The organism is Neorhizobium sp. AL 9.2.2 (genome assembly GCF_013317225.1).
In the GTDB taxonomy this organism is placed as follows: Bacteria; Pseudomonadota; Alphaproteobacteria; order Rhizobiales; family Rhizobiaceae; genus Neorhizobium; species Neorhizobium soli.
In genome coordinates, this window is the sequence record NZ_JAALXU010000001.1 from 324,433 (window position 1) to 341,646 (window position 17,214).

15 protein-coding genes and 1 tRNA gene are annotated in these 17,214 nt (G+C 60.4%); 10 read left to right on the forward strand and 6 right to left on the reverse strand.

The genetic code is table 11. The features are described from left to right. The first annotated feature begins 135 nt into the window (after positions 1–135). The 3 genes from G6K99_RS01680 to G6K99_RS01690 all read left to right on the forward strand — a co-directional run bounded on the left by G6K99_RS01680 (position 136) and on the right by G6K99_RS01690 (position 2,140). On the forward strand, positions 136–675 hold the full coding sequence (locus G6K99_RS01680; RefSeq protein ID WP_062454914.1) for a sigma-70 family RNA polymerase sigma factor: 540 nt from the start codon (positions 136–138) through the stop codon (positions 673–675). After that, entirely contained in the window at positions 672–1,412 is a 741-nt protein-coding gene (locus tag G6K99_RS01685; protein WP_174195534.1) for an anti-sigma factor domain-containing protein, read from the forward strand. Before G6K99_RS01680 ends, G6K99_RS01685 begins: the two co-directional genes overlap by 4 nt. 170 nt (positions 1,413–1,582) lie before the next feature. After that, complete coding sequence (locus tag G6K99_RS01690; RefSeq protein ID WP_062453974.1) at positions 1,583–2,140, forward strand: fasciclin domain-containing protein; 558 nt, start codon at positions 1,583–1,585, stop codon at positions 2,138–2,140. 82 nt (positions 2,141–2,222) lie between these two features. On the opposite strand, the gene yihA is transcribed toward G6K99_RS01690, so the two are convergent. The 5 genes from yihA to rpmH all read right to left on the reverse strand — a co-directional run bounded on the left by yihA (position 2,223) and on the right by rpmH (position 6,445). Next, the gene (gene yihA, locus G6K99_RS01695) at positions 2,223–2,876 is read right to left on the reverse strand and encodes a ribosome biogenesis GTP-binding protein YihA/YsxC (RefSeq protein ID WP_062453973.1); all 654 of its coding nucleotides are present in this window, start codon (positions 2,874–2,876) and stop codon (positions 2,223–2,225) included. A 58-nt stretch (positions 2,877–2,934) separates the two neighbouring features. Then, entirely contained in the window at positions 2,935–3,891 is a 957-nt protein-coding gene (locus G6K99_RS01700) for a DMT family transporter (protein WP_174195535.1), read from the reverse strand. A 193-nt stretch (positions 3,892–4,084) separates the two neighbouring features. Further along, positions 4,085–5,893, reverse strand: coding sequence for a membrane protein insertase YidC (gene yidC / locus G6K99_RS01705; protein WP_062453972.1), 1,809 nt, complete (start codon positions 5,891–5,893; stop codon positions 4,085–4,087). After that, positions 5,893–6,285 (reverse strand): ribonuclease P protein component, encoded by a 393-nt coding sequence (gene rnpA / locus G6K99_RS01710; RefSeq protein WP_062453971.1) that lies wholly within the window; start codon positions 6,283–6,285, stop codon positions 5,893–5,895. Before rnpA ends, yidC begins: the two co-directional genes overlap by 1 nt. A gap of 25 nt (positions 6,286–6,310) precedes the next feature. Continuing rightward, positions 6,311–6,445, reverse strand: a complete 135-nt coding sequence (gene rpmH, locus G6K99_RS01715; protein WP_062578914.1) for a 50S ribosomal protein L34 — start codon at positions 6,443–6,445, stop codon at positions 6,311–6,313. A 484-nt stretch (positions 6,446–6,929) separates the two neighbouring features. Between rpmH and G6K99_RS01720 the strand changes: the two genes are divergently transcribed. The 5 genes from G6K99_RS01720 (at position 6,930) to G6K99_RS01740 (ending at position 13,653) form a co-directional block, all read left to right on the forward strand. Then, positions 6,930–8,966 carry a methyl-accepting chemotaxis protein gene (locus G6K99_RS01720; RefSeq protein WP_174195536.1) on the forward strand — a complete coding sequence of 679 codons (2,037 nt, stop codon included), beginning with the start codon at positions 6,930–6,932 and terminating at the stop codon, positions 8,964–8,966. A gap of 218 nt (positions 8,967–9,184) precedes the next feature. Next, positions 9,185–10,693, forward strand: coding sequence for a HAMP domain-containing sensor histidine kinase (locus G6K99_RS01725; protein ID WP_113109678.1), 1,509 nt, complete (start codon positions 9,185–9,187; stop codon positions 10,691–10,693). A gap of 136 nt (positions 10,694–10,829) precedes the next feature. After that, a tRNA-Arg gene (locus G6K99_RS01730) sits at positions 10,830–10,906 on the forward strand. A gap of 113 nt (positions 10,907–11,019) precedes the next feature. Continuing rightward, positions 11,020–12,549: a glycosyltransferase family 39 protein gene (locus G6K99_RS01735; protein WP_244631338.1), complete on the forward strand. Its 1,530-nt coding sequence runs from the start codon at positions 11,020–11,022 to the stop codon at positions 12,547–12,549. Positions 12,550–12,615: 66 nt separating this feature from the next. Then, complete coding sequence (locus tag G6K99_RS01740) at positions 12,616–13,653, forward strand: 4-hydroxyproline epimerase (protein ID WP_113109420.1); 1,038 nt, start codon at positions 12,616–12,618, stop codon at positions 13,651–13,653. A gap of 39 nt (positions 13,654–13,692) precedes the next feature. Here the strand turns inward: G6K99_RS01740 and G6K99_RS01745 are convergent, their stop codons facing one another. Next, entirely contained in the window at positions 13,693–14,619 is a 927-nt protein-coding gene (locus G6K99_RS01745) for a tetratricopeptide repeat protein (RefSeq protein ID WP_082471820.1), read from the reverse strand. 253 nt (positions 14,620–14,872) lie between these two features. Between G6K99_RS01745 and pyrC the strand changes: the two genes are divergently transcribed. Further along, positions 14,873–15,916 carry a dihydroorotase gene (gene pyrC, locus G6K99_RS01750; RefSeq protein WP_174195537.1) on the forward strand — a complete coding sequence of 348 codons (1,044 nt, stop codon included), beginning with the start codon at positions 14,873–14,875 and terminating at the stop codon, positions 15,914–15,916. Between the two features lie 113 nt (positions 15,917–16,029). Beyond that, the gene (locus tag G6K99_RS01755; RefSeq protein ID WP_174195538.1) at positions 16,030–17,205 is read left to right on the forward strand and encodes a diguanylate cyclase; all 1,176 of its coding nucleotides are present in this window, start codon (positions 16,030–16,032) and stop codon (positions 17,203–17,205) included. Positions 17,206–17,214 lie beyond the last annotated feature (9 nt).

The window sequence follows — 17,214 nt, forward strand, 5'->3', positions numbered from 1 at the left end:
CCTCTGGGAAAATGTGTGGGGCCTTTTAACGCATGTTTTTGACAGATCAAATAATTCATGAGCAAAATTACTGTCGGACATGTATGTGGCGGCGATGCGTCGCGTTCGATGGCGCACGGGGAGGCTTTGGTTTTGGTGAGTGATCGCGAGATTGCCGAGTTGATCGGCCGCGTAGGCCTGCGCGACCGGACGGCATTCACGAAGCTTTATTCCGGCGTTTCGCCGAAACTATTCGCAGTCTGCTTGCGTATCCTGAAGGATAGGGCCGAATCGGAAGATGCCCTGCAGGAGATTTTCGTGCGGATTTGGCAGAGAGCCGATCGGTTTGCCCCTTCGGGAACAAGCGCAGCCGGTTGGCTCGTCGCGATCGCCCGAAACCATTCGATCGATCGCCTTCGCGCCCGCCGGCCCGTCACGGACGCTCTGGAAGACAGGACGGATATCGCCGACCTCGGTCCTGATCCGGAGGAGGCGTCGGTGATGCGCGGTGAAGGAAGGCGCATTGACAGCTGCATGCAGGAGCTCGATCCTGACCGCGCAGGTGCCGTCAAAAGCGCCTATGTCGAAGGCCTGACCTATCAGGAACTGGCGGAACGCCATGGCGTGCCGCTGAATACGATGCGAACCTGGCTGAGGCGCAGCCTTCTCAAGCTGAGGGAGTGCCTGGACCGATGACGACACCAGACCAAAGCGAAAACGATCGCTCCCGCGACCAGCTTCTGGCTGGCGAATATGTGCTCGGGGTCCTGCCGCTTGACCAGCGCCGCCGCGTCGAGGATCGCATCGTCCGTGATGCGGCCTTTGCGGCCATGGTGATGCGCTGGCAGGAAAACCTGTCTTCCGACCTCGATGCGGAATACGGCGAGGAACGTCCGCCGAAAGGCGTTTACGCCAGGATCGAAAAGCGCGTCTTTGCCCAGAACGGTTTCGGAAACGAGCTGGCACGCGGTGGATGGTGGAACTCGCTGCTTTTGTGGCGCGGCCTGTCATTCGCCTCGATTGCCCTTTTGGTGACATACGCGTCCTTGTCGACGGGCTGGATCGGCGGATCTGTGGGTGGCTCTGCGCCGGGCAAGCAACTGGTCGCCGAGATGAGCGGCGAGGGCAATGCGTTCGGCCTGAGGGCGCGGTATGACGGTGCCAGCGGTCGCTTGCAGCTGACGCCCGTTGCCGCAACGACGGCGGAACGCCGCTCGCTCGAACTGTGGCTTGTCCCCGGCAGCGGTGAAGAGGCAATCTCGCTCGGTATCCTGCCGGAAAGCGGCAGCGACACGATCGAAGTGCCGGCCGGGCATCGCAAGCGTGTCGAGAACGGCGCGTCCTTCGCCGTCAGCCTTGAACCATTGGGCGGCTCGCCGACCGGTCACCGGACCGGGCCGGTTCTCGCCGTCGGTAAAATCCGGGATCTTTAATTAAGGGATGCTAAATCAGAGGCATAGCGGATTTCTGTCTTCGCGTCGCCAGCCTTTGAAACTCTTCCCGCTTTCCTCTCGTCTCTAGCCATGTCCCCACAGAGGGAAAGCCGGACCTGGGAGGCGCCTTCAGCGCCGGGGTCGTTCAGGCTGTAGAGAGGAAGAGAACAATGTTTAAATCCGCAATCCGCCTTGCCGCATGCGCCGCAATCCTGTCCGCCTCCGTTGCCGGCGCCTACGCCGCAAACCCGAAGGTCGGTGGCGCTGCCATGTATGAAGACAAGAACATCGTCGAGAATGCCATGAACTCCAAGGATCACACGACATTGGTCGCCGCCGTGAAGGCTGCGGGCCTCGTCGAGACCCTGCAGGGCAAAGGTCCGTTCACCGTGTTCGCGCCCACCAACGAAGCCTTCGCTGCGCTGCCGAAGGGCACTGTCGAAACCCTGCTGAAGCCCGAAAACAAGGCGCAGCTGACCAAGATCCTTACCTGCCACGTGGTGGCCGCGAACGCCATGTCGACCGCGATCGAAAAGATGATCAAGGACGACAAGGGCACGCATGACGTCAAGACCGTCGGCGGCTGCGTTCTGAAGGCCAAGGAAAGCATGGGCAAGATCACGCTCACCGACGAAACCGGTGGTGTAGCCACTGTGACGATCGCCGACGTCAAGCAGTCGAACGGCGTCATTCACGTCATCGACAAGGTTCTGCTGCCGAAGATGTAACGGCTGACCAAAGCAGGTCGAAGCCTCGCATAGAGATCCGGTCGCCTGTCACAGGCGGCCGGATTTTTGCGTTTCGGGAGATTTACCGGCCGATGGTCTTCATTATCTCAGCGCGCAGCTCGTCCAGGCCGCGGCCTTTCTCAGACGATGTCGACAGCACTTCCGGATAGGCAGCGGGCCGCTTGCGGATCTTTTCGAGCGTCTCGGCAATCAGCCTCGGAACCGCAGGATCCTTGATCTTGTCCGTCTTGGTCAAGACGATCTGATAGGAGACGGCGGCCTTGTCGAGCAGGTCGAGCACGTCCTCGTCGTTCTTCTTGATGCCGTGGCGGCTGTCGATCAGCACATAGACGCGCTGCAGCGTGGCGCGGCCCCGCAGGTAATCGAACACAAGCTTCGTCCAGGCATCGACGTTTTCTTTCGGCGCCTGCGCATAGCCGTAGCCGGGCATGTCAACCAGCGCCATCGGCGGCAGGTCACCTGCCTGGCCGGAATAGCCGTCGGGCACGAAATAGTTCAGTTCCTGTGTGCGGCCCGGCGTGTTGGATGTGCGCGCCAGCCCCTTGTAGCCCACGAGCGCATTGATCAGCGAGGACTTGCCGACATTCGAGCGTCCGGCAAAGGCGATCTCAAGCGGTCCTTCCGGTGGCAGAAACTCCATCGAGGGCACGCCGCGGATAAAGATCCACGCGCGGCCGAACAGCGTCTTTTCCTCGGAATTATGGTCTGCGGCCATGGTCTCGTCGTCCTGTCTTCAATTCAAGGACATCGCTTCCGGGTTTTAACCCCATATGTCAAGCGTTCGACCGGTTCTGTCGCTTCTGCCGGCGAAACTCGAAGGTCAGATGGGTGAGGAGCGCCGCAAGGATCAGCACCCCTCCCGCGATCGTGCGCGGTGCCGGGATCTCGCCGTGGATCACGGCGACCCAGACGGGCCCGAGAACGGTTTCACCAGTGCCGAGCAGGGCAGCCAGCGCTGAGGGGATAAGCCGCGCACCGGTGACGAACAGTGCCATGCCGAGCCCGAGATTGAGCGCACCGAAGATGAAGAGAATACCGAGTTCGCCCGGGGTGACCGCGAGGTTCGAAGACATCGTCAGCGCGATCATGCCGGCTGCAAAGCATCCGAAGCAGGTGGCGGGTGTCATCCGCACATGCGGGTAACGGCGGGTGATGACGGTCGCCAGCGCAAACACCAGCGGAATGATCAGCGCCAGACCGTCTCCGAGCGGCGAGACCTTTCCGGTAAACGAGGACGATACCATGATGCCGACACCGACGATCACGGTGCCGATCGCAAGCCAGGTAACGCCCGATATGCGCTCGCCGTAAAACAGCCAGACCATCAGCGCCGCAAACAGCGGCACACCGGCACCGAGCAGCACCACATTGGCGACGGTCGTATACTGGATCGATATGATGAAGCAGGTGGACGCCACCATGAAGCAGAGGCCGACCGAAAGGCCCGGCCAGCCCATGCTGCGAAACAGCGCCACCGTGCCGCGCGGCCCGTCGCGCAGCAGCATGAAGGCGAGCAGGAACAGGGTGCCGAACAGGCTGCGCCAGAACACGATCGTCCAGCTGTCGGGGATATCGAGAAAGCGGGCGATCGCACCGCCGAAACTCCAGGCAAAAGCAGAGCCGAAGACGAGCAGGGCGCCGATACGGTATTCCGAGCCGGGAAGGCTCGCGGGGATCGTGCCGGCCAAGGGTGGACCCGGTGGGGTGGGCGGCGGGAAGGGCGCGGGCATGGGACTGTTCCGGTTGCTGGAGCAATTCCAGCGTCAGCATGTTCTACTCTGCTTGCGGAACTTGCCTCGGGCAACCTAGCGCCGGCCTAAAGGCGGGACTGATCCACCCACGCCAGCCAATGTCGCTTTCCGCTCGCTAGGCTTTCAATCGGCCAAAGAAAAACCCCGGCGAACCGGGGTTTCTGAAGAATAGCTATTTGGACGCCGCGGGCTTTCGTTTGAACAGCCCCTTCATGTTGTCGAACAGCTCGATCTTGGCGCCGTGGCGCTTCATGATCAGGGCCTGCTGCGACACCGAAAGCGTGTTGTTCCATGCCCAGTAGATCACGAGACCGGCCGGGAAGGACGCCAGCATGTAGGTGAAGACCAGCGGCATCCAGGTAAAGATCATCGCCTGTGTCGGATCCGGCGGCGTCGGGTTCATGCGCATCTGGATGAACATCGTGATGCCCATGATGATAGGCCAGACGCCGATCATCAAGAAATGCGGGACGTCGTAAGGCAGAAGACCGAACAGGTTGAACAGCGATGTCGGGTCCGGCGCGGAAAGGTCCTGGATCCAGCCGAAGAACGGCGCATGCCGCATTTCGATGGTGGTATAGATCACCTTGTAGAGCGCAAAGAAGACAGGGATCTGCAGCACCACCGGCCAGCAACCGGCGATCGGGTTGATCTTTTCTTCCTTGTAGAGCGCCATCATCGCCTGCTGAAGGGCCATGCGGTCATCACCGTGCTTGGCCTTCAGCTCTTCCATCCGCGGCTGCATGCGCTTCATGTTGGCCATGGAGGCATACTGCTTGCTCGCCAGCGGGAAGAAGAGCAGCTTGACGACGACGGTTGTCAAAAGGATTGCCACGCCGAAATTGCCCACGTGACGGAAGAAGAAGTCCATCAGTTTGAACATTGGCTTGGTGATGAAGTAGAACCAGCCCCAGTCGATCACCAGATCGAAATGCGGGATCTTGAGCTGCTCGACATACTGGTCGATCAGCGGAACTTCCTTGGCGCCGGCAAACACGAGGCTCTTCAGCTCTGTCGACTGGCCGGGAGCGATCGAAAGCGCGTCGCCCTTGTAATCCGCCTGGTAACGCGGCTGGCCGTCGGTGAAATGCGTGAAGCGGGATTCGAACGGCATCGCCTGTGGCGGCACGATCGTCGACGCCCAGTATTTGTCGGTAATGCCGAGCCAGCCGCCGGTCGCCTTCGTGTTGGCAACAGCCTCTTCCTCGATATTGTGATAGGTATGTTCGCTGAGGCTGCCGTCGGCACCGAGAACGCCGATGAAGCCTTCGTGGATGACCCAGACGGACGGCGTTGCCGGCTTGTTGTAACGGGTCACGCGGCCATAGGAGGAGATCGAAACCGGCTCTTGGGTCGGGTTGTCGATCTTGTCGTTGACCGTGATCATGTAGTGTTCGTCGATCGCGATGGTGCGGTTGAAGACGATGCCCTTGTCGTTCGTGAACGACAGCGTCACCGGCGTTTCGCGCGTCAGCCGGTCGCCGCCAGCAAGCGTCCACCGCGTGCCGGAACCGGGTACGGTGCCGCTGGTGTCGCTGCCGATGTAGCCAAGCTCGGTGAAATAGCCGTCTCTGGTATCGGCCGGGGAGAATAGCGTGATGATCGGGCTCTTGTCGTCGACCGTCTCATGATATTCGCGAAGCTTCAGATCGTCGAAGCGAGCGCCGACCAGGTTGATGGAGCCGGAAACGGCCGCGGTCTCGATCGCAACGCGCGGAGACTTTGCAAGCGCCTCTTCGCGGGTAGCCGTCGCCTGCGCCTGGTTTGCGCCAGGAAGGTTGCCGGTCGAGGTTGCAGCGCCCGGGCTTTCCGGCGTGAAGTTCTGTCCGGCCTGCTCGGTGGTCTGCTGCTGCTGCGCAAGCCGTGCTTCGTCGGCGCGCTGCTGAGCTTCCATCCTCGGGTTCATATAGAGGAACTGCCAGGCAAGGACGATCATCACAGAAAGTGCGATCGCGATGAAGTAATTGCGGTTTTTTTCCATCATGCTTTCCTGGAAAGGGTCTCCTCGGACCGCTTCGATTTCGGCAGGCTTTCGATGCGCTCGATGAGCTGTGCCGTCATGTCTGCAAACGGGGTCTTGAGGACCTCCCTCCGCGCGACAATGACATAGTCGTGTCCGTTCTTCATTGCAAATGCGGCTGAGTGCCGAACCGCCTCTTTCAGGCGGCGGCGCATGCGGTTTCGTTCAACCGCGTTGCCATGCTTCTTGGTAACAGTAAATCCGACCCGCGGCGCTTCGTCCGGCTGATGTCGATCAAGGACTTCCAGAAGGAAAGTCCGGCCGCGTCGGGTTTCACCCTTTCGCACGGCAAGGAACTGCGGCCGGCTTTTCAGCCGCCCGGCAGTCTTCTTGTTCGTAGGTTCGGTCGTCATCGCCCGCTATCCGGGCATCCCGGCGTTAAGCCGAGAGACGAGCGCGGCCACGTGAGCGGCGAGCGGCAAGAACCTTCTGGCCACCCTTGGTTGCCATACGGGCGCGGAAGCCGTGACGACGCTTGCGAACAAGCTTGGACGGCTGGTAGGTACGCTTCATTTTTTTAATACCGCGGTGTGCGGCCCTTCTTGAAGTTTGCTTCGTTAAAAGCAAGAGCGTTTAGGAAACGTTCGGGCGCCGGCCGCAGTGCGACTGTGAGCCTTGTGAACGTGCGCGGCTTATAAGGGGAAGAGGCGCGAAAAGTCAATCGCAGCACCGCGATTGCGCTCGGTTCCGGGCAAGTGTCTGATGAAACTGGCTGGATTCTGGATGTCGCGTTAACGCTTGTGTCCACACGGGCTTTCCATGTCCTGTAAGCCTGACGGATGAAAACCGTGCTTTCCCGGAGTAGACCCCATGTATTTTCGTGGATTCGGGAGACTTCAGTCAGTTGCGAGGCAGCGCTAGACTAGGCAGGCGCTCACTAATTGAGCTTTTGATCATCAACAAATGTTAATCTCTCAGTGCTATTTCTCGCACCATCAAGATGTAGGGGTTTAGGGCCCTCCGCATTTTTCAATTTGTCGCTTCGGGGGAATGCATTGTGAAGATAAGAGCCAAGATCAACATGCTCGTTGGTGTGATGAGCGTTGTAACCTGTGTCATCGGTGGCATATCGCTCTTCGCAGTCCAGAAATACAATCAGCAGACCAGAGACTATGCTGCTGTTGCGCAGCGCGTGTACCAGGGTGAGCATCTTAACCGCATGGTGACGGCCGTTGTTATGGATGCGCGGGGCGTCTATGCAGCCAAGGACGCAGCAAGCGCCAAGCCGTTCGGCGATGGTATCATGAAATCGCTTGCCGAAATCGAGAAGCTCATCGCCGCTTGGGGGCCGACCGTCCCGGCGGAGGAGAAGGAAATCTTCGACAAGCTCGTCGCGCGCTTCCAGGAATTTAAGGCCTTCCGCTCCGAGACTGCGCGTCTCGGCCAGGCCGAAGGGCCACAGGCCGCCAACGTTCAGGGCAATAACGACGCCAATCGCGCCAACCGCAAGGCTTACCAGGAGCAGATCGACGCAATCGTCAAGATCGACCAGGCGGCGATGGACAAGCTCAGCGCCGAAATCGACGGCTTTGGCGACATGATCTTCTACAGCGTGCTCGGCGCTACCCTGCTGGGTGTGATGGGTGGTCTGGCATTCGGCATTTCGCTCGGTCGCAAGCAGATAAGCCAGCCGATTCTCGAGCTTACGTCTTCGATGAAGTGCCTGGCCACCGGCGACTACGCTGCAGCTGTGCCCTTTGCCGGTCGTGCCGACGAAATCGGAGACATGGCGGAGGCTGTCGGCGTGTTCAAGAAGAACGGCCTCGAGGTGGCGCGGATGAGCGGTGCCGAAGCAGAGATGCGATCGAAGAACGACGATCTCCAGGCGCGCATGGCCAACGTCGTCGGCGCAGCGGTCGAAGGTGATTTTTCGCGGCGCATCGACAAGCAGTGGGGCGATGAAAACCTCGACCGGTTCGCACGCAATGTCGATCAGCTTGTCTCAAGTGTCGATGCAGGCGTGGCGGAAACGCGCCGTGTCATCGGCAGCTTGGCGGAAGGCAAGTTCGACGACAGCATGGCCGGCCATTTCAAGGGCGCCTTTGCCGAACTGCAGCAGAACGTCAATGCGACGATGGACACGCTGCGTGGCACCATGCGCAACATCCGTGCCGGAACCGGCGCGATGAACGACGGGGCATCCGAACTCAGCTCCGCCGTCAACGATCTCTCCAAGCGCACCGAGCAGCAGGCAGCAGCTCTGGAAGAAACCTCGGCGGCACTCGACGAGATCACAGCTGTCGTGAAGACCTCGACAGAGCGCGCCACCGAGGCGACCGTGATGGTGAGCGAAGCCAAGACAAGTGCCGTGCAGTCCGGTGAGGTGGTGCGCAGCGCCGTCGACGCCATGGGCCGTATCGAGCAGGCATCGCGCGAGATTGCCCAGATTACCAACGTCATCGACGAGATCGCCTTCCAGACCAACCTCCTGGCGCTCAACGCCGGTGTCGAGGCAGCTCGTGCGGGCGAAGCCGGCAAGGGATTTGCCGTCGTCGCACAGGAAGTGCGCGAACTGGCGCAGCGGTCTGCCAGTGCGGCCAAGGATATCAAGGCGCTGATCGGCAAGTCCGGTGACGAAGTAGCGGCCGGCGTGCGTCTCGTCCAGAACACCGGCCATGCCCTGTCCGACATTGAATCCCGCGTCATCAGCATCAACGATCACATCAACTCGATCGCGGTTGCATCGCGCGAGCAGGCGACCGGCTTGGCGGAGATCAACAGCGCCATCAACCAGATGGATCAGGTGACGCAGCAAAATGCCGCGATGGTGGAAGAAACATCCGCCGCGACCTCGAGGCTTTCCGGTGAAGCGGACAATCTTTTCGCACTCGTATCCAAGTTCCGGATCGACGGCGAATCGTCGGGTCATCGTGCGCCCGTCGCGGTCGCTTTCGGTTCTGCCACTGCAAGAACACCGGCGCCCCGCGTGTCCCCGGTCAAGACCATGACCAAATCGATCGCCCGCGCCTTTGGCGGCGGATCCGCCGCTGCGGCAGCGGCGCCGTCGGCAAGCACGGACTGGGAAGAATTCTGAGCCGGACCACCCGTGCAAGCGAACAGGGGCCCAGGTGGTATCGTCCATCCGGGCCCTTTGTTTTTGTCGGTTCTGTCGTGCTTCAATCTAGCCCAGGAAACGCTCCAAGGCCGACTTCCGGTTGGGGGGTGGAAAAAATGCGCCAGAAAGCTAGAATATGCAGATGATTGCAGCCACCACCGAACGGCTGGACAGGCGAGATAACGATGACGAGCCACATGGATGATGCGGCCGAAACTCCAAAGCAGGAGCAATCGGCGCAGACCGGAACAGCCTCCAGGGCGTCTGCCGAGCAGATGCCGCAGCTTTTCCGTGGGCTCTCCGGTCGTCTTCTCTGGCTGACGATCGTCTTCGTGATGCTGGCCGAAATCCTGATCTTCATGCCGTCTGTTGCCGGCATGCGGATGAACTGGCTGCGTGACCGGCTGGATACTGCCGCTGCGGCCGGAATCGTCATCGACGGACTTCAGCCGGCGGAACTGCCCCGCGCCGTACAGGACGACACGCTTCTTGCCACCGGAACCAAGGTGATTGCGCTGCGCAAGGACGGGACCTCGCGCCTGCTGGCAGCAGTCGATGTGCCGCCGCAGATCGACGAGCAGTATGATCTGACCGATACGCCGCTTCTGGTGACGATGCGCGACGCGCTGGACACGCTGTTTTTGGGCGGCGGACGCGTCATGCGCATCTACGGCCCGATCGGCGAAAGCGACATGATCATCGAACTGGTCATGACCGATGATGCTCTGCGCAAGGATATGCTCAAATACGCGAAGATGATGTTTCTCCTGTCGCTGCTGATTTCGATCATCACGGCAGTTCTTATCTTCCTCGCCATCAACCGCATGATGATCCTGCCGATCCGGCGCCTGACGAAAAGCATGCAGAAATTTTCTGAGCAGCCGGAAGATCCTGCGCGTGTGTTTACTGCCGACCGGTCTCGTGGCGAGCTCGCCGTTGCCGGCCGGCATTTGTCGGCCATGCAGACGGAGCTGCAGCGGACGCTGAAACAACAGCGCAACCTGGCCGATCTCGGTCTCGCCGTCTCCAAGATCAACCACGACATGCGCAACATCCTTGCGTCAGCGCAGCTGATGTCGGACCGCCTGACCGATGTCGAAGATCCGATGGTGCGCAGCTTCGCACCAAAACTGTTGCGCACGATCGACCGCGCCGTCGGCTACACGACCGAAGTGCTGGCTTACGGGCAGGCCTCGGAAGCCGCGCCGAAGCGACGCAGGATTCTTCTCGCCGAACTTTTCCAGGAAGTCCGCGACATCCTGGCCATCGATCCTGATGCCGGCATCGAATTTCACGATCAGATCGCCGTCGATCTCGAGGTCGATTGCGACAGCGAACAGATCTTCCGGGTGATCCACAACCTCTGCCGCAACGCGCTGCAGGCGCTGGTGACGTTCGAGCCGGACGACAAGTCGATTGCGCGCCGCATCACGGTGTCAGCCCACAGGGTCGGCAGCGTCGTCAGCATCATGATTGACGACACCGGACCCGGCATGCCCCGTAAGGCCCGCGAGAACCTGTTCTCGGCCTTCCGCGGTTCGGCCCGGTCCGGCGGCACCGGTCTTGGCTTGGTGATCGCACGCGAGCTTGTCCTTGCCCATGGCGGCACGATTGCGCTGGTGGAAAAGCCGACCGAGGGTACTCAGTTCCGCATCGAAATTCCCGACCGTCCCGTATCGCTGGACGACTACCGCGCCCGCGCCTGATCGCAAAATCACGCAAATTCAGGGGCTTGCGAACTATTTGACATGAAAATGACAGTCGCTGACCGAAAATCGCTTGCAATCCTTTGCCGCAGCATTTAGAGGATCGCCACGCAAGCAAAACACACTGCTTGCAGACGCACCCGTAGCTCAGCTGGATAGAGCACCAGACTACGAATCTGGGGGTCAGGAGTTCGAATCTCTTCGGGTGCGCCATTCTCTTCTTCCCAAAAATGTTCTCTCAACTCTCGGTCCGCCGGCAATCATTTTTGTTGATTTGTCGATAGGGGATATGCGACCTGCTGTTCCGTCAATTCGGAGCGAGAACCATGCAGAAGGCAAACATGCTGTCATCGAGAGACGGTGGCTCCGGCGCTAGTGGGGGCATCTCCGGCTTTCTTTCCGGTGGTGTGAAGCCGGTCGCGGTGTTGTTCGGCATCTACTTCATACTCAGCATCGCCATTCGCGTGTCGCTTCCCAATTCGTTGACGCTCGACGAGGCTGAGCAGTCGCTCAACTCGCAGTTCTGGCTGCTCGGCTACGGACCGCAGCCGCCTTTCTACAACTGGGTACAGAACCTGTTCGTTGGCGCGCTCGACATCTCGCTGCTGTCGCTGGCGCTGCCCCGGTTTGGAATGCTGTTCCTGGTCTATCTGTTCATGGGCCTTGCCGCGCGGGAACTGCAGGTCAGCCGCAGCTTTGCCGGCCTTGCCATGCTCAGCCTGACGCTGCTGCCGCAGGTTTCCTTCATGCCGCAGCAGGATCTTACCCACACGATCGCGCTCCTGATGGCGACCTCCCTGTTTTTCTACGGTCTTTGCCGCACGCTGGTGCGTCCTGACTGGCAGGGATATGCGATCATCGGCATTGCGATCGGGATCGGTACGATCTCGAAGTACAATTTCGTCATCCTTCCGGCCGCGACCATTGTGGCGGTTGCGCTCGATCGGGACTGGCGCGCGCGTCTTCTTGATCCGCGCATGCTGCTCGCCGCCGTCATCTGCATTGCCATCGTCCTGCCGCACGCGGTCTGGCTTCTCGGCAATCTCGATCTCGCAACGCGTGGCACGCTCGGCAAAATGGTTGAGTCGGATGCGCCGCAGGGTATTTTCCGCGTCACCAAGGCGCTCGGATCGCTCCTCGTCGCCTGCCTCGCCTTCGGCGCACTGGCTGTCGTCGTGCTGGCACTTGCATTCAAGTCGTCGGTCAAACGGGCGGTCAGGGCAGGGGATCGCTGGACCACGCTGTTTGGCCGCATCATGCTGTTCTCGCTGGTCGGCGTGGTTGCGGTCGTCCTCGTGGCTGGAACGACACGGATCACCGAGCGCTGGCTCGACCCTTATCTGCTGGCGTTGCCGTTGTATCTGCTGCTGAAATTCGATCGCGCCGGGGCCGACCTTGGTTTGGGTTTCAAACGGCTGGTCCCCGTGTTTCTGGTGATCATGGTGGTCGTGCTGGTACCGGGGCCGGCAAAGGTTCTGACGGCAGGCCTGCTTGGACCTCCGGGCCGTATCAATATGCCGTTTGCTGACCTGGCAAAGCAGATCCGCACCGAGGATCGCCCGGCAACCATTCTGGCGCTCGGGATGCATCTTTCCGGCAATATCCGCATGCAGTTTCCCGATGTACCGGTGTTCGACATCGACAGCGCATCAGTCAAGCGCGCGATGCGGGATCTCGCGCCGCCGGTCCTGGTGATCGAGGCGGATGGAGACGGTGCCGTTGTCGAGCCGAAACTCGATGCGGCAATGCTGGAAAGCGCGACTGGTCTTTCCGCCACCGATTTCCGGACAAGGCTCGTTCCGTATCATCGCGCGCCGGACCGAAACATGGGCTTCCGGTACCTCTGGCTTCGCTGAGGCCGGTTTCAAAGAGATCAGGCCGGTGAGATCCGGCAACAGGTTCAAGCGCGTCAGGGGCGAAACATGAGATGGAAACGTACGATCCAGTTGCTGGATGTCCATGCCGAAGGTGAGATCGGACGGGTCGCAATCGGTGGCGTCCCGAAGATCCCGGGCGATACGGTCGCAGCCCAGCTTGCCTGGTTGAATTCCGATCCCAAGGGCCACGAACTGCGCCGCTTCCTCTGCCTGGAACCGCGTGGCGCCCCGATCGGTTCCGTCAACCTGCTGCTGCCGGCGAAGCATCCGGATGCGGATGCAGCCTTTGTGATTCTCCAGCCGGATCAGGCGCATGCCAGTTCCGGGTCCAACTCTATCTGCGCCACCACCGCGCTTCTGGAAGCTGGTATCGTCGAGATGAAGGAGCCCGAGACGGTTGTGACGCTGGAAACGGCTGCAGGCCTCGTCAGGGCCATTGCTACCTGTCGGGACGGACGGTGCGAGAAGGTGAAGCTCACCATGGTGCCGTCCTTCGTCCATCAGCTTGATGTGACGATCAGCACACCGCAATGGGGAGATATCACGCTCGACCTGTCCTACGGCGGCATCTTCTATGCATTGGTTGACGTCCATCAGATCGGCTTGAAGATCGAGAAGGGCAATGCCGCGGAACTGGTCAAGGCCGGCATGATCCTGAAGGATCTGGTCAACCGGCAGGTCGAGGTCGTGCACCCTGAAATTCCCGAAATTTCCGGGGTTGCTTATGTGATGTTTCGCGATACGGAGGCGGATGGCACGGTCAGAACCTGCACGACCATGTGGCCGGGCCGGGCAGATAGGTCGCCCTGCGGCACCGGCAACTCGGCCAATCTCGCAACGCTTCACGCGCGCGGCAGGGCAAAGGTCGGAGACAGCTTCATCTCGCGCTCCATCATCGGCACTCAGTTCGAAGTGGGATTGGCTGCCGAAACGACGGTTGCCGGTAAACCTGCGATCATTCCGACGATAGCGGGACGCGGGTTCACATTTGGTCTGCACCAGATCGCGCTTGATCCGTTCGACCCACTGGCCGATGGTTTCGCGATGACGGATGTCTGGGGTCCGTCAGCCGGAGAGATCTAAGCGGAGGCCGTTGGCGAGCCTTGCGTCGTCTCGACGGTCTTAGATATCTCTGCCGTTCTTGGCAGGAGTCTCAATGTCGCCCTGCTTCAGAACCAGCGTGTTCATACCCTCGTTCATGTCCTGCTTCGGCTGAGCGGGGATCATGCCGAGTTCCTGGAATTCCATGACCTTCTGTGCGCCGAACAGGTCGCCCTTCTCGGCAGCCTTGCGATAGAGGTCGACCGCCTTCTGCGCGTCGGCCGTAATGCCCTCGCCGCTTTCGTACATCAGGCCGAGGTTGATCATCGCATCGGTATTGCCGCGCTGTGCAGCCAGATCGTACCAGGCGATCGCCGTCTGATCGTCGGCCGGCAACATCGTGCCTTCGTCATAAATCGCGCCGATGTTGAACGCAGCGGTATCGTCGCCTTCAGCAGCTGCCTTTTCAAACCAGGTGAGCGCCTTGGTGACGTCGACCTGAGTTCCCAGGCCATCGCGATAGGCGACGCCAAGATTGTAGGCTGCGAGCCGGTTACCGCCGTTTGCGGCTTCGGTATAGAGACGGAACTCCTGCTGCTCGTCACCCAAGCGGCCCATCAGCATGCCGAAGTTAACCTTGGCTGCAGGGTAGTTCGCTTCGGCAGCTACATTATAAGCCGTCATCGCCTGATCGGCCTGTTCGGAATTGTTGAGCGCGCGGCCCAGCTGATAGGCGAAACGCGGGTTGCCGGTCGCCTCGTAAGCGGTGCGGCACGCATCAACGGCCTTCACGTCGATGTTTGCGATATCGACCGGAGCAAATGAACCATTGCGCTGCTCGTCGAACGGGCTGCCGGCAAGCTGGTCGCACTCGGTCTGAAGAGCTACAGTCACGAGGAGGTTGGAACGCTCCTGGGCACTCAGGGAAACCGTCAATGCACAGAAAGCTGCGGCAGCGCCTGCTGCAATTGCCAATCCCCTGTTGACTTTCGAATTAAGGGATTTCATCTTCTCGCTCCGGCTGGTAGAACTGTTCGATTGGTGGACGAACGCCGGAAATGCGGACTGGTTCCTGCCGATCTTAAGCTTTCATTGATAAATGGTATCCAGCCTGTGCACATTTGCGTGTAATCGGGGCGTGTAGTGATGGGGTTCCACACTATCGTCCGCGTCAGTTTGTTGTCGCGGTGATTGTTTTGAGCGGAATGTTGATGCTAAGGGGGATGAACTCTTCCAGCGCCAACAACCGCCCAGAGGCCCCATGAATACCATCAGTATCCGCCGCCCCGACGACTGGCATCTGCATTTGCGCGACGGCGCGGTTCTCGAAGGGGTGATCGGCGATACCAGCCGGCATTTCGCGCGCGCGATCATTATGCCCAATCTGGTCCCGCCGGTCGTAACGACCGCAGACGCAAGAGCGTACCGCGAACGGATCATGGCGGCATTGCCCAAGGGCGACCGGTTCGAACCGCTGATGACGCTGTACCTGACGGAACAGACCGATCCCAATGATCTCGAAGACGGCAAGAACAGCGGCCTGATCACCGCAGTCAAACTCTACCCCGCCGGTGCCACCACCAACTCGCATGGTGGCGTGCGCGATTTCGACAAGGCGATGCCGGCGCTGGAGCGCATGGCAAAGATCGGCCTGCCGCTTTGCGTACACGGCGAAGTCACGACGCCGGACGTCGATATCTTCGACCGCGAAGCCGTCTTCATCGAGACCGTTCTCGATCCGCTGCGCAAGCGCCTGCCGGAACTGAAGGTGACGATGGAGCATGTGACCACGGCCGACGGCATCGACTATATCAAGTCGGCCGATTCCAATCTGGCTGGAACGATCACCACGCATCACCTGATCATCAACCGCAACGCGCTTCTGGTGGGCGGTATCCGCCCGCATTATTACTGCCTGCCGGTCGCCAAGCGCGAAAACCATCGGCTGGCGCTGAGAGCCGCTGCGACTTCCGGCGATGCCCGCTTCTTCCTCGGCACCGATTCGGCGCCGCATGTGGATCCGCTGAAGGAATGCGGTTGCGGTTGCGCCGGCATCTATACCTCGCTCAACACCATGAGCTGCCTTGCCCATGTGTTCGAACAGGATAACGCGCTCGACAAGCTCGAAGCCTTCACCTCGCTGAACGGCCCTGCTTGGTATGGTCTGGCGCCCAACGAAGAAAGCATCTCGATGGTTCGCCAGGCTGATCCGGTTGCTTTCCCCGACAAGCGGGACACGGGGGCTGGCCTCATCACCGTGTTTGATCCGATGTTTCCGCTGCACTGGGAAGTCGTTGAAACCTAAGCGGCATTTGGCAGGAAATTTAAGCTTGACGGTTGCTTGGTAATAATTTGGAGACAAACGGGAGATAGTTTTCCGCCCGTTACCTGACTTCGATCACCGAAGAGTTTGCCGGCATGACGCTAGACTATAAATCTCTTCTGCTTGCGCTCGGCGTTTCTGCCGCGTGCCTGATGGTGACCTTGTTCGGCACCTGGTTTTCAAGGCGGACCGATTCTTTCCTGCTGACGCTGGTCATCGCATTGAGCATGACGGTAACCGGCATCTTCGCCTATGGCTTCTACACGGCCGAAGCCGGTACCCTGACCGCATCCGTCGCATACGTGTTCATGATCTCCGGCCTCAGCGTGATATACGGTGCTTCCGTGCAGTTCCGCACCGGTGCAAGGCCCTGGCGGCTTGCCGCACTTTTGGCGCTTGCGGCGATCGCCCCGGGTCTGCCGCTGATGATCGGCGGTCTCGACGGGCTGGGCTTCATCCTGATGAACATTGCAGCAGCGCTGCTTCTTGGCGGTACGGCATGGCAATACTGGCTGGCGCGCAGCGAAGCGCCCGGTCCGCTGACCGGCATGGCCATCCTTTATGCGATGAGCGGATTTTCCTTCGTTCTGTGTGCATCCGTCCTCATTGCCAACCAGCAGTGGGTGCTGGGTCACGCCCCGAACAACTGGGCCGAGACGCTCAATATCGGCATCTGCATCGCCGGCATGACAGGCATCGGCGCGCTCTCGCTGGCGCTTCACCAGTGGCGCATGGCAGCGCTGCATCGGCGCGAGGCAATGACCGATGCGCTGACCGGACTGATGAACCGCCGCGCCATGTTCGAGCGCAACGGCGGTCGGATGCTGGGCACCTCCAGCGCAGTCATCGTGTTCGACATCGACCGTTTCAAGACAATCAACGACCAGTACGGTCATGCGGTCGGCGATGAAGTGCTGAAGATCTTTGCCGAGGATCTGCTGGTGGAAACGCCGGGCCCCAACACCGCGCGACTGGGCGGCGAGGAATTCGCCGTCCTTCTCGACAATGTTCTGCCGGGGCGCGCCGAGCGGATCGCCAACGATATCCGCAATCGTTTCGGTGCCCGTGACATCACGGTCGGGGTTGACCGCGTGCGCTGCACGGTCAGCGCCGGAATCGCGGTGGGTTCCCAATCGGGCGTGCTTTTCGAAACTGTGCTCAGTCTCGCCGATGCGGCACTTTACGAAGCAAAGCGGGCCGGGCGTGACCGCGTCCAGGTCTCAGGCTACCTGCGGTCAGTGTCGTCGGGCGAAAATCGCACCAGCGCCTGAAAACGCCTG

Bases quoted from the DNA above. Each gene is read 5' to 3' on its own strand.
- G6K99_RS01685 (WP_174195534.1), top strand. From the start codon at position 672: ATGACGACACCAGACCAAAGCGAAAACGATCGCTCCCGCGACCAGCTT.
- rnpA (WP_062453971.1), bottom strand. From the start codon at position 6,285: ATGACGACCGAACCTACGAACAAGAAGACTGCCGGGCGGCTGAAAAGC.
- G6K99_RS01690 (WP_062453974.1), top strand. From the start codon at position 1,583: ATGTTTAAATCCGCAATCCGCCTTGCCGCATGCGCCGCAATCCTGTCC.
- G6K99_RS01735 (WP_244631338.1), top strand. From the start codon at position 11,020: ATGCAGAAGGCAAACATGCTGTCATCGAGAGACGGTGGCTCCGGCGCT.
- G6K99_RS01740 (WP_113109420.1), top strand. From the start codon at position 12,616: ATGAGATGGAAACGTACGATCCAGTTGCTGGATGTCCATGCCGAAGGT.
- rpmH (WP_062578914.1), bottom strand. From the start codon at position 6,445: ATGAAGCGTACCTACCAGCCGTCCAAGCTTGTTCGCAAGCGTCGTCAC.
- yihA (WP_062453973.1), bottom strand. From the start codon at position 2,876: ATGGCCGCAGACCATAATTCCGAGGAAAAGACGCTGTTCGGCCGCGCG.
- G6K99_RS01745 (WP_082471820.1), bottom strand. From the start codon at position 14,619: ATGAAATCCCTTAATTCGAAAGTCAACAGGGGATTGGCAATTGCAGCA.
- G6K99_RS01725 (WP_113109678.1), top strand. From the start codon at position 9,185: ATGGATGATGCGGCCGAAACTCCAAAGCAGGAGCAATCGGCGCAGACC.
- G6K99_RS01700 (WP_174195535.1), bottom strand. From the start codon at position 3,891: ATGCCCGCGCCCTTCCCGCCGCCCACCCCACCGGGTCCACCCTTGGCC.
- G6K99_RS01755 (WP_174195538.1), top strand. From the start codon at position 16,030: ATGACGCTAGACTATAAATCTCTTCTGCTTGCGCTCGGCGTTTCTGCC.
- pyrC (WP_174195537.1), top strand. From the start codon at position 14,873: ATGAATACCATCAGTATCCGCCGCCCCGACGACTGGCATCTGCATTTG.
- yidC (WP_062453972.1), bottom strand. From the start codon at position 5,893: ATGGAAAAAAACCGCAATTACTTCATCGCGATCGCACTTTCTGTGATG.